Genomic DNA, 11,519 nt, shown 5'->3' with positions numbered 1-11,519 from the left:
ATCCAACATTATCTTCCTGCTTTTCTGATAACATCCTTACCTGTATTTTTTATCAATAACATCACTGCATACCAGCCCATCAGTATGATTGAGCGGGCTGTAGATAACGAGTAAAGGCGATTCTGTGCCAAACAAACGTCTGAAAGACCTACTTCCTACCCCTGAAAAAATCTTAGCCAGTCGCACATTAAAACTGTTTGCGCCGCAACTTGCTGACCCGCGTTTATGGCATTTTAATCGCCATAGTCTAAATAAAGCGGTTTATATCGGTGTGCTTAGCGCGTTTTTTCCGCTGCCAGGACAAATGTTACTGGCATTAATCGGCGCGCTCATTTTTCGAGCCAATGTCCCGATGGCGCTCGGTTTGACTTGGATTACCAATCCAGTAACCAGCTTGCCGGTGTTTTATGCTGGCTACTATGTCGGTGCCAAAATCCTTGACGTACCGATGATTAGTTTGCGGCTTATCGGCAGGATGATTGCTGATTTTAGCTTATGGGCATTGTCAGATGGCGCTAATCCCTTTATTACTTATAAAGGCACAGTATCTCTGACGGCGTTCTGTTTAGGACTCACGATTTTAGCCATCGTTAGCAGCATCGTATGTGGTTTGGCGTTTAAAGCCATCTGGCGCTATAAGACCGTTACCAGCTGGCAAAAACGTCAGCAGAACTCCTCTGACGAAACGCCTCAGCACTAATAGCTATTACTCCTGTATAACCATTCATTCAGCGCCAGTCATACGATAAAAATAGCAGCATTTTATAAAAATCATTACCCAACTTTTAGGCGGCGTTATAATTCGCCTTCTTGCTCTTTATGTTTTTCGATAGCATTGAGAATATTGTCAGTAAGATTGGTATCCATCACAAAGACATCTATCACCTTCTCATCTTTAAGCAGCGTATAGCGCTTGCCAGTCGCACTATCTTGCGCCTTTAAGTCGTAATCGACACCCGCTAAAGTAATCGAGTCAAAAACTGGCGTCAGCAACTCTATTTGCGCCTGTTTATCAATGGTGTCAAATAACGTTGGATCCATATAAGGCTTTAAGGGCTCATTACCTTCTTCGATACTGCCAAACGCTTCAATCGGGTCATCATCTTTATTCATACTATCCATCCTTACTTAATGAATAAGGCTGCCCTATACAGCCTATTTGTTATCTTATTTTTATAAAAATTCTAACCCTATCATGCTACTGCTTAGTAACGGCAATCATGCAACTTTTAGAAGAAACGGTTAAGAATATTATTTAGTACATTGTTTAGAACGAAAGGCTAAAGGCTTAGTAATCTTCCCAATGACCATTACGCAAGAGTAGCTGACGGTCAGCAAGTGCTGCTAAACTACGGTCATGCGTCACCATCAACAGCGCCGTTTGCATGGTGCTTTGGAGCTCGGATAACAGCCCAAACACACTTTGGGCATTGTCATAATCCAAGTTACCGGTCGGCTCATCGGCCAAGACAAGCGATGGCTTAGTCACCAGCGCACGGGCAATTGCTACACGTTGACGCTCACCGCCTGATAGCTCACCTGGCCTGTGCGCCAAACGGTGCTCAAGACCAACACTGTTTAAAATATCTATCGCTTGTTGGCGCGCTTCAGTAGTCGACATTTTTGGGCGCATCAGCAGCGGCATAGCGACGTTTTCAACCGCAGTAAATTCCGCTAATAGATGATGAAACTGATAAATAAACCCTAAGTGCTTGTTGCGCATCGCGCCGCGCTCAGTCTCATTCATGGTATTTAGCAGCTGCCCATGTAGCCAGACTTCACCACTGGTTGGCGTATCAAGTCCGCCGAGCAAGTGTAACAAGGTGCTTTTTCCTGAGCCACTGGTACCGACAATCGCAATGCGCTCACCGGCATTGACGGTCAAATCTAAGCCCGTCAATACTTGGGTACTCACCGCCCCTTCATCGTAAATTTTATTAATATTGGTCGCTTTTAAAATCGCAGACATAGCGCTTCCTTTATTTTATTTATCATGGCATTAACGCCTATAGATTACTCGTAACGTAGCGTTTGGGCGGGCTGGATTTTAGCCGCTCGGCGTGCTGGATAAATGGTCGCCAAAAAGCTCAATACAAATGACGCGCTGGTAATCAGTACCACATCAGTCAAACGCAGCTGCGATGGCAGATAGTTCACAAAGTAAGCATCAAATAAATTCAAACCAAAGCTATTATTAATAAAGCCCAAAATATCACTGACGGTCAGGGCAAAGATAACGCCGAGTATCGTGCCTGCAATCGTACCGATAAAACCAATGACCACACCCTGTACCATAAAGACATGGGTAATCAGACGCGGTGAAGCACCAAAGGTTTTTAGAATGGCGATATCGGCTTTTTTGTCGGTCACTAGCATGACTAAACTTGAGACGATATTAAAAGCGGCAACTAAAATAATTAAAAATAACAGCAAGCCAACCATGGCTTTTTCCATTTGAATCGCCCCAAATAGATTGCCGTGCGTTTGGGTCCAATCGCTAGGATATAACTGCTCAGGGGCAATGGCAGCAGCTCGTTGGGCGGCCATCGGTGCGTTAAAGATATCGTCAAGCTTCATACGAATACCCTGCGCGCCCTCTGGCAGACGCAGTAATTTTGCCGCATCGCCCATCGGAATAAACGCCATCAGGCTATCTACTTCTGGACTGATGGTAAAAATACCCGTCAACGTAAAACGCTTAAAGCGCGGTATCACACCCGCTGGTGATGGCGACGCTTCTGGCAACACCAACGTCACTTTATCGCCTAAGCGTAGCCCCAAGGATTGCACCATCTCTTCGCCAAGCACAATACTGAATTCACCGTTTTGTAAGGTATCAATACTGCCTTCTACCATATGCTCGTTGATGATAGAGACGTTTTTCTCGTATTCAGGATCGACACCGGTGACCATAATCCCAGCCACTTGACCGTTGGAGGTCAGCATACCTTGCAGCTGGATAAAAGGCGCAACGGCAGCGACTTCTGGATCTTCTTTGATCTTATCTGCCACCTGTTTCCAATCACCGATAATCTCGGTTGAGATCACCGTCGCTTGTGGCACCATACCCAAAATACGAGTCTTTAGCTCCCGATCAAAACCATTCATGACCGATAGCACGGTAATCAATACCGCAACGCCAAGCGTCAGACCAATCATTGAAATCAGCGATATAAAGGAGATAAAACCATTACTACGCTCTGCTCGGGTGTACCGTAAGCCGATAAATAACGCTAAAGGACGAAACATATTCAAACTCTTTATCTTATCCACGTGCGACTTTATTTATGTTATAAAACCAGATGCAACAACCGCCTCGTAGCATTACATTTACTAAGGCGCTTGCCGCAAAAACATATCAATCGAACACAAAAACAGGGGTTATGACCAGCAAAATGCCGCTGTCAAAAGGGAGCTAGTTTGACACAATTTGACTTATATGTGCCAGTCATTAGCGCAAACTGCCAGTATTTTTTAATAAAAACTCAACTTTTAACATTATTTTTCATGAGGGGCTTGCTATTAGTTGCGTCTATACCTATATATTGTATGCTAAGGACAATTGTCATTAACCCCTCATTGTTGTTTGTTGCCTCTTTACTGACGACATTGCTGGTTATCATAAACCAATCCGCTCACATATTGGATAATGGTCAGCAATCACAGTTTTAGACCCAAACCTCATGGCTGACTTAAGTTTGAGTATATTCATGACCATTAATTATCAATATAAAAATATCCAATCCCCCACCAAAATCACTCTATCTGACGAGCAGTCTGCCGGTCACGCCGATCATTGGCGCATTTTGACCGATGACATGAGTCAAGACGTGCCAGAATGGCTGCAAAAGATGATTGAAAAAGCGGCTATGCCGAAAGGGCTTAACAGCAATGTCAGTGCCAAAGACAGCTGTTTGCTGCTATCTGAAGACCAGCCTTGTCATATCAATCAAGTGCTGGCGATGAAAGATGGCAAGCCTGAATGCTTTATTAACGCCTACCCTTGTGTCGATAGCCCTTATGGGCTGACGTGTAAAATTGAACGTATGATTGTCAATGACAATACCCATGATGCGGTATTACGCTTACGCACCGCTGATGGCAGCATCATCTATGCTTTTGACCAGCTTTATACCGCCAACCGTCATTTATATCAGCAGGATATGGCGTATTATGTGAATTTTAGTGCTTGGGCGCATGAGATTAAGCTGAGCGAACAAGACGAAGTGATTATGGTCGAAGACCAAGAAGCCATTCGCTACCATCGCGCTTTTAACGATATCGTCGCCGCCAACGATGGAAAAATGCCCGATGATTTACAAGAGCAAATCAAAGCGTGGCAGCCAGAGACCAAAGAACAAATGGCACCGGTTGAGATTAACTTAGGTCATATGTGCGCTTACCTGTTTGGTGATACCTTAGGGCAAGAAGATGAAGCTTGGTGTCAAGGTCAGGTGCTTGGTAAGCAAGAAACGCTGTTTAATGGTAAGCCCATTATCTTATTTGATGTGGTGGTACTGCGTGAGCAAGATGCTGACCCATTTGTAATCCGTATTGGTGCGCCTAAAACTTCAACCACTGCTGCTATCCAAGTTCATGACTATGTACAGGCGAATATCTGGTTACAAGCAGCGATTTATAAAGAAAATCAAAAATCGCAAGCAAGCGCGCAACAATCAAAAGCCAGCTAATTTAACACTGTCCTCTACTGTTAAATTTGTCAATAAAAAAGCCCTTAATATGAATTAAGGGCTTTTTTATGTTAAACGTTATATTTTATAAAAACTCAAGACAAACCATTAAGCCATGGTAGTCATTGATTTGATATTACTGTACAGCTCTTTTTGCTCAGCACTAGGACGCGCCGTTTGTACTGCCATCAATTGTGACATATCGCCTTCAACACGGATTTTACCACCCATAAAGGCACCCATGATTTCATTGGTATCAAAATCAGTGATGATAGATTGTAAGATGCTGCGATCAAGCAATAAAGTCGTCGTCGCTGCGTCATTTAAGCCGCGATGCAATAAACCATTAGCAAAACTGGCTTCGATATCTTGCTCAGTATCAGATACTTTTAGGTTTACAATCATATTAGCCAATGCTGGTGGTAGATTTAGTTCACCGGCTTCTTCACCCATTTTCTCAACTTGCTCAAACCATTCGTCTGTCAAAAAAACTGCCATATTATTATCCTTAATACCTATTATAAAAAGCTCATGTATAAAAAGCTTATGTATGGACAGCTTGTGCCGTTAAAGGCATAAGTCTGACCGCTATTTCAATGATTAAAATAATTGTTAACAGAAGCATAAAAACGTCCTGTCAGCAATACTGTTCAGCGCCATTATAAGATGCGACTTGATAATAAGTAAAACTTATTTATAGCCTCTTAAAGGTCCAATGTCGTCATGGTTACAAATTTTTCTGATAAGTCTGCGTTTTGCTTCGTTAGCACTATGTTTTTTCACCCCTAGAATAGTAGGGAAATTGGGTATAAAATGGGAGCATAATGCTGCAATATTAAGTTGTTGGCGCATATTTTACCAAAGAGTTTGTATTTTGGCGCATAGTTCTGATGATATTTGATTAGGTTTGCGTTACAATACCCTTAAACAGAGTCGGGAGTTTTAACTAAACATTACCTAAACATGTTTTTTTGTCAGCCACCGCTAGCATACATTGATGGTGCATGAGCTTTTTAGCGCCAGTTGAATATCAGTATCTATCTTCGTTCATACTGTTTTTATCAGTAATAATTAAGATACATACTCAGCCTCAATAGATGTTTGATGCTCAAGGAAGGCACGTTTTCTTATCAAATCTGACCGTTTATTAACAATCCTACTATCGACTAGCTGTGAGCGCAGTGCGTTTTTATCGCCGTCCTCTACTCATCAGCGATAGCTGATAACTAGCGAAGTTGATAGTTAATAATGGCAAGACTGATAAGAGTAGTCAAAAAATAGCATGTACCGCAATCATTGTCTGCTTATAAATTTTTATAAGACAGCTGCCGCGGAGAGTTAGTTAATTCTGTTGATAATTCGGGCTGTAAAGGAATCATCCAATGAGTTTACAAAACACAGCAGTCGCCCCAGTTGACCGTGAATATGAAATCACTGTCGTAAGATTCTTTACGATAATGGCCGTGATATGGGGCATCGTCGGCATGAGTATTGGTGTGTTCATTGCTTCACAGTTAGCATGGCCAGCACTCAACTTTGACATTCCATGGTTGACATTTAGTCGCCTAAGACCGCTCCACACCAACGCGGTTATCTTTGCATTCGGTGGCTCTGCCCTGTTCGCAACCTCTTATTATGTGGTACAGCGTACCTGTAAGACGAGACTATTTGCACCTTACTTGGCTTGGTTTACCTTTTGGGGTTGGCAAGCGGTTATCGTATCAGCGGTTATTACGCTTCCTTTAGGTCTGACGTCGACCAAAGAATACGCTGAGCTTGAGTGGCCAATCGATATTTTGATTGCCTTGGTATGGATATCTTATGCCATCGTTTTCTTCGGTACGCTAATCAAACGCAAAACCTCACATATTTATGTGGCTAACTGGTTCTTTGGCGCTTTTATTATTACGATTGCTTTACTGCATATCGTAAACAGTATGGCTATCCCTGTTAGTGCGTTTAAATCTTATTCGTTATTTGGCGGTGCAACTGATGCGATGGTGCAGTGGTGGTACGGACATAATGCGGTAGGTTTCTACTTAACGGCCGCTTTCCTTGGGATGATGTATTACTTCGTTCCAGTACAGATTGGTCGTCCTATTTATTCTTACCGTTTGTCTATCGTTCACTTTTGGGCATTGATTGCATCATACATGTGGGCTGGTGGTCACCATTTGCATTATTCAGCGCTTCCAGATTGGACGCAGTCATTAGCAATGGTATTCTCAATCATCCTATTTGCACCATCTTGGGGTGGTATGATTAACGGTGTACTAACGCTATCAGGTAGTTGGGATAAGTTACGTACCGATCCGATCATTCGCTTTATGATTGTGGCATTGTCGTTCTATGCGATGTCGACGTTTGAAGGTCCAATGATGTCTATTAAGACCGTCAACGCGTTATCTCATAACACTGACTGGACTGTAGGTCACGTACACTCAGGTGCGCTTGGCTGGGTTGGTATGATTACCATTGGTTCGCTATACGTATTGTTACCACGTATCTATAACAAACCAAAAATGTACTCAATCAGCTTAATCACCACGCATTTCTGGTTGGCAACAGCAGGTACTATCTTCTATATCGTCTCTATGTGGATTTCAGGTATTGGCCAAGGCATGATGTGGCTTGCGACCAACCCAGACGGTACGTTGGTATACAGCTTCGTTGATACGGTTGAGTTCTCACATTTCCCATATATCGGTCGTGCTTTTGGTGGCCTATTGTATGTATCGGGTATGTTTGTTATGGCATATAACGTTTATAAAACACTGCAAATGCCAGAAGGTAAGCCTGTAGATATCGCTGACCCAACGGATCATGAACCTAGTGTTGATAAACCTTCGGCAGCTAACGTATAAGGAGCGATCATGTCTGGTACACCGCATGAAATTATTGAAAAAAATACAGGCTTGTTGGTTATCGGTATTGTTATTGCCATTAGCTTTGCAACGCTCGTTGAAATCGTACCGCTGATTTATGATAACAAGGGTCCTGAAGAAGGTGGGGTGAACGCTCCCCTTCCCGCCATGGAGCCATGGACTGCACTTGAGTTTGAAGGTCGTGACATCTATATTCGTGAAGGCTGTCACGTCTGTCATACCCAAATGATTCGTCCGTTACGTGCTGAAGTTGAGCGTTATGGACCTTATTCGCGTGCTGCAGAATCAACGTGGGACCATCCATTCTTATGGGGTTCAAAACGTACGGGTCCTGACCTTGCACGTGTTGGTGGCCGCTATTCTGAAGATTGGCAAAAACAGCATCTGATTGCGCCACGTTCTTTAGTACCTGAGTCAGTGATGCCTGGTTTCCCTTGGCTTGCAACCAATGAAGTTAATGGTAGCAATGTTCAAGCCAAAATGCGTCTATTCCGCGATCGCTTCGGTGTGCCTTATACTGAAGAAGATATCGAAGGCGCACCCGATGCTGTACTTGGTGCCACTGAGCTTGATGCTTTGGTTGCCTACTTACAGCAGTTAGGTACCGCGATGGAAGGACAGCGCTAATGGGTATTGGTGAATTACAAACAATTGCGACCGTTTCTGCCTTTATTGCCTTCGTAGGCGTTGCATGGTGGGCGTATTCGCCAAAAAACAAAAAACGCTTCGAAGAAGATGCACAACTTGCGCTTGATGACGAAGATATCGAATCTTTGTCTGAAGAGCAGCGCAATAAGGATAAACGATGACATTTTTTTGGAGTTCTTGGATCACCATACTAAGTATTATGTGTTGGGCGGGTATCCTCGGTGTTTTGCTAATGGTTTTGAAGTACAAGCCAGAAGTAGAGGAAGACGGTACCACTGGTCACACTTACGATGGCATTCAGGAATACGATAAGCCACTCCCTAAATGGTGGCTAGTGATATTTTTTGGCTCAATCATTTGGGCCGTTGCATACTGGATATTTTTCCCTGCTATCTTTCCATCAAAGTGGGAAGGTATTACAACCGTAGAAGTGGATGGTAAAACCTTACCATGGACTTCTCATAACGAGTTGAACAGCGAACTTGAAAGTAATAACAAAGTATTTACCGATAACTTTGAGCAAAACATTTTGGCCAAGGCTGATGCTAGCGGTGCAACAAAAACCCTAGCAACGCTTTCTGAGATGCAAGCAACGCTGCGTCATAGTGAGAAGCCACCAGCAGAACTACAGGCTCAAATCGACGAGAAAGTTGCCGAGTTGGCACCTTATGTAGAAAAGCTGGCTGAAAACCCGAATGCATTGAAGGTTGGTAGTCGCTTGTTCTTACAGAACTGTGCAGTTTGTCATGGCTCTAACGCCAAAGGTGCGGCAGGCTATCCAAATCTTACCGATAATGACTGGTTATATGGCGGTGAGGCGGCAAATATCTTGACAACTCTACATAACGGCCGCGTCGGTGGTATGACCGCATGGCGCGACCAAATCGGTGAAGACGGTGTTCGTGCCGTGTCTGAATATGTCCTCTCGATATCTGGCAATCAACCAGGTTATGAGTTGGATAAAGCCAAAGTTACTCAGGGTGAGGCAATCTTCAACGAGCCAACCAACTGTGTACTTTGTCATGGTCCAGACGCAAAAGGTATGACCTCTACTGGCGCGCCAAACTTGACAGATAAAATCTGGCTATATGGCGGCGATCGTGAAACCATTCGCGAAACGGTACGTTATGGTCGTGCAGGCGTAATGCCTGAGTGGGAAACCAAACTGGGTAATGAGCGCATTATGTTGCTTGCTGCTTATGTTTACTCTCTATCAGACAGAAGCGCTCAACCTGCTAAAGCAAAAACAGTCTCTGCCCCTGCTCCTCAGGCAGCGACAACCGCAACCGCTACAGCAGAAACGACAGCCGCTAACTAATCATATTTAGTCAGTCGCTATATCGTAAATAAGTAAGTTTAAAAAAGGGAGGACTGTTATTGCAGTTCTCCCTTTTTAGTTATTCACTGAGGGCTAAATGTTGGTTATAGTGAGTAAATTCAATAAAAACCTTAATACTCTCATTAACAATAATTAGACTTGGTTATTTGTCCCTTGCTTATGATTTGTTTATCATTAGCAGCTGCTATTACCGCATTCGTCTATCAATAATGATGAGATTAATGTTGCTTTCTAGCATTATTGCCCCATTTATAGTAGGGAGAATGTTAAAATAGCTATCTATGAGAAACACTATTGAATCATCCATTTAAGCATATTTAAACCCATTATTTACAATCGCTCATTTGGTAGTCGAGTCAGCATATTTTGACTTTCAGTATGTCTCGCTACTTACTGACATTGATAACATCGCACATTCATATACCCAGTTATTCAGGGTATTTGTTCATCATGCCAGCAGACTGATTCTTTTTTTAAAGAGGCACGTTTATGTCAGCACAACAATCCAATAAAATCCCTGTCGTCGATCTTAACGCCAATAAAAAACGTGTACATCCCAGATTTGTCACCGGATTTTATCAAAACATCCGTGTCATTAGCATGTATGCGTTTTTGGCATTATTTCTGATTTTGCCGTGGCTACGTTATAACGGTAGGCAAGCAATCTGGTTTGATGTGCCGTCGCAGCATTATTATATTTTTGGTATGACCTTTTTAACCCAAGATTTTTACTTTATTGCTGCTTTCGCGCTTATTGCTGCTTTTACCCTATTTATGGTGACTGTCTACGCCGGACGGGTGTGGTGTGGCTATGCCTGTCCCCAGACCATTTGGACGCATATGTTCCAATATGTTGAAAAGCTGGTGATTGGCGATCGTAACAAGCGTATAAAGTTCGATAAAGAGCCTATGAGCGCACAGAAAGTGTTTAAGCGTTTTTTAGTGTATTTTATCTGGTTTGTGTTTTCGATGATTACCGCCACAACCTTTGTCAGTTATGTGTCGGGTACTGAGGCGTTGTATCAAAATTGGCAGATGATAGGGTTTATCCCCTTCCCTGATTGGTCAACGTGGATATGGGTATCGATATTTATTTTTGCTTTCTCGACCTACGTCAATGCAGGCTATATGCGTGAGCAGATGTGTGTGCAAATCTGTCCTTATGGTCGCTTCCAAAGCGTGATGTTCGATAAAGATACGTTAATCGTTTCTTACGATTATGAGCGCGGTGAGCCTCGCGGCGCGCGCAAAAAAGGCACCAACCCTGAGGATTTAGGCGACTGTATCGAATGTCAGATGTGTGTGCAGGTCTGCCCAACGGGTATTGATATTCGTGATGGCTTGCAAGTAGCTTGTATCCAATGCGCTGCCTGTATCGATGCGTGTAATGATGTAATGGATAAAGTTGGCTACCCACGCGGGCTGATTCGTTATACAACAGAGCGTCAATTGGTCGAAAAAGAGCCAAGCCGTGTATTTCGTCCGCGCTTCTTCGCCTACTTAACCTTACTGACCGTGCTTTGTGGCGGCGTAATTTATGCCTTAAATGATCGCGTACCGCTAGAGATTGATATTCGCCGTGACCGCAACCAGTTGTCGTCATTGAATCAGCAAGGCATGATTGAGAACAGCTATATCGTTAAATTGACCAACAAAACGCAAGAGCCTCACACTTATAAGATAACCCTTGAGCCACAAGACGGTTTGAGCTTAGAGTTACGCTTTAACGATGTACCGTTAGAGGCTGGTGAAAGCTTTGATATGCCAGTCAGTATTTATGGTGACCCTGATGTGATTGAGTTTGGTCAAACACCAGTTACTTTAAATGTGAAGAGCGAAAATGGTCAGTATAATGTTAGCAAACAAAACATCTTTACCACGCAAGGACAATAAGTCTTTGCGTGCTTAGGGCGTGAATATTTCGTCATTAATCTGGCAGTATTGAGCCATCATTTT

General features: G+C 43.2%; 11 protein-coding genes. 7 read left to right on the top strand and 4 right to left on the bottom strand.

Annotated features, from left to right (window positions below; all coding sequences use genetic code 11):
- Positions 1-124: 124 nt before the first annotated feature.
- Positions 125-700: a DUF2062 domain-containing protein gene (locus tag JMX50_RS06515; protein ID WP_227670942.1), complete on the top strand. Its 576-nt coding sequence runs from the start codon at positions 125-127 to the stop codon at positions 698-700.
- Positions 701-795: 95 nt separating this feature from the next.
- On the opposite strand, the gene JMX50_RS06510 is transcribed toward JMX50_RS06515, so the two are convergent.
- The 3 genes from JMX50_RS06510 to JMX50_RS06500 all read right to left on the bottom strand — a co-directional run bounded on the left by JMX50_RS06510 (position 796) and on the right by JMX50_RS06500 (position 3,249).
- Positions 796-1,113, bottom strand: a complete 318-nt coding sequence (locus tag JMX50_RS06510; protein ID WP_201565677.1) for a hypothetical protein — start codon at positions 1,111-1,113, stop codon at positions 796-798.
- Positions 1,114-1,288: 175 nt separating this feature from the next.
- Entirely contained in the window at positions 1,289-1,969 is a 681-nt protein-coding gene (lolD, locus tag JMX50_RS06505; protein WP_201565678.1) for a lipoprotein-releasing ABC transporter ATP-binding protein LolD, read from the bottom strand.
- Between the two features lie 44 nt (positions 1,970-2,013).
- On the bottom strand, positions 2,014-3,249 hold the full coding sequence (locus JMX50_RS06500; RefSeq protein ID WP_201565679.1) for a lipoprotein-releasing ABC transporter permease subunit: 1,236 nt from the start codon (positions 3,247-3,249) through the stop codon (positions 2,014-2,016).
- A gap of 461 nt (positions 3,250-3,710) precedes the next feature.
- Here JMX50_RS06500 and JMX50_RS06495 point away from each other — a divergent pair, with 461 nt between their 5' ends.
- A complete protein-coding gene (locus tag JMX50_RS06495) occupies positions 3,711-4,691 on the top strand; it encodes a hypothetical protein (RefSeq protein ID WP_201565680.1) in 981 nt (326 codons plus the stop codon).
- A 108-nt stretch (positions 4,692-4,799) separates the two neighbouring features.
- On the opposite strand, the gene JMX50_RS06490 is transcribed toward JMX50_RS06495, so the two are convergent.
- Positions 4,800-5,189, bottom strand: a complete 390-nt coding sequence (locus JMX50_RS06490) for an SCP-2 sterol transfer family protein (protein WP_201628898.1) — start codon at positions 5,187-5,189, stop codon at positions 4,800-4,802.
- 884 nt (positions 5,190-6,073) lie between these two features.
- On the opposite strand from JMX50_RS06490, the gene ccoN reads away from it, so the two are divergent.
- The 5 genes from ccoN (at position 6,074) to ccoG (ending at position 11,456) form a co-directional block, all read left to right on the top strand.
- Positions 6,074-7,555: a cytochrome-c oxidase, cbb3-type subunit I gene (gene ccoN / locus JMX50_RS06485; RefSeq protein WP_183618774.1), complete on the top strand. Its 1,482-nt coding sequence runs from the start codon at positions 6,074-6,076 to the stop codon at positions 7,553-7,555.
- 9 nt (positions 7,556-7,564) lie between these two features.
- On the top strand, positions 7,565-8,203 hold the full coding sequence (gene ccoO / locus JMX50_RS06480; RefSeq protein ID WP_183618776.1) for a cytochrome-c oxidase, cbb3-type subunit II: 639 nt from the start codon (positions 7,565-7,567) through the stop codon (positions 8,201-8,203).
- A complete protein-coding gene (locus JMX50_RS06475) occupies positions 8,203-8,385 on the top strand; it encodes a cbb3-type cytochrome oxidase subunit 3 (RefSeq protein WP_191690612.1) in 183 nt (60 codons plus the stop codon). Before ccoO ends, JMX50_RS06475 begins: the two co-directional genes overlap by 1 nt.
- Complete coding sequence (ccoP, locus tag JMX50_RS06470; protein WP_201618768.1) at positions 8,382-9,542, top strand: cytochrome-c oxidase, cbb3-type subunit III; 1,161 nt, start codon at positions 8,382-8,384, stop codon at positions 9,540-9,542. Before JMX50_RS06475 ends, ccoP begins: the two co-directional genes overlap by 4 nt.
- 510 nt (positions 9,543-10,052) lie before the next feature.
- The gene (ccoG, locus tag JMX50_RS06465) at positions 10,053-11,456 is read left to right on the top strand and encodes a cytochrome c oxidase accessory protein CcoG (RefSeq protein ID WP_201628897.1); all 1,404 of its coding nucleotides are present in this window, start codon (positions 10,053-10,055) and stop codon (positions 11,454-11,456) included.
- Positions 11,457-11,519: the final 63 nt, after the last annotated feature.

Origin of the sequence: Psychrobacter maritimus (genome assembly GCF_904846345.1) — a bacterium.
GTDB lineage: Bacteria > Pseudomonadota > Gammaproteobacteria > Pseudomonadales > Moraxellaceae > Psychrobacter > Psychrobacter maritimus.
Note: the sequence above shows the minus strand (reverse complement) of the source record. Positions and strands in the feature narration are given on the sequence as shown.

Excerpts from the sequence above, each read along its gene's own strand:
- JMX50_RS06490 (WP_201628898.1), bottom strand. The coding sequence starts at position 5,189 with ATGGCAGTTTTTTTGACAGACGAATGGTTTGAGCAAGTTGAGAAAATG.
- ccoN (WP_183618774.1), top strand. The coding sequence starts at position 6,074 with ATGAGTTTACAAAACACAGCAGTCGCCCCAGTTGACCGTGAATATGAA.
- ccoG (WP_201628897.1), top strand. The coding sequence starts at position 10,053 with ATGTCAGCACAACAATCCAATAAAATCCCTGTCGTCGATCTTAACGCC.
- lolD (WP_201565678.1), bottom strand. The coding sequence starts at position 1,969 with ATGTCTGCGATTTTAAAAGCGACCAATATTAATAAAATTTACGATGAA.
- ccoP (WP_201618768.1), top strand. The coding sequence starts at position 8,382 with ATGACATTTTTTTGGAGTTCTTGGATCACCATACTAAGTATTATGTGT.
- JMX50_RS06500 (WP_201565679.1), bottom strand. The coding sequence starts at position 3,249 with ATGTTTCGTCCTTTAGCGTTATTTATCGGCTTACGGTACACCCGAGCA.
- ccoO (WP_183618776.1), top strand. The coding sequence starts at position 7,565 with ATGTCTGGTACACCGCATGAAATTATTGAAAAAAATACAGGCTTGTTG.
- JMX50_RS06475 (WP_191690612.1), top strand. The coding sequence starts at position 8,203 with ATGGGTATTGGTGAATTACAAACAATTGCGACCGTTTCTGCCTTTATT.
- JMX50_RS06510 (WP_201565677.1), bottom strand. The coding sequence starts at position 1,113 with ATGAATAAAGATGATGACCCGATTGAAGCGTTTGGCAGTATCGAAGAA.
- JMX50_RS06495 (WP_201565680.1), top strand. The coding sequence starts at position 3,711 with ATGACCATTAATTATCAATATAAAAATATCCAATCCCCCACCAAAATC.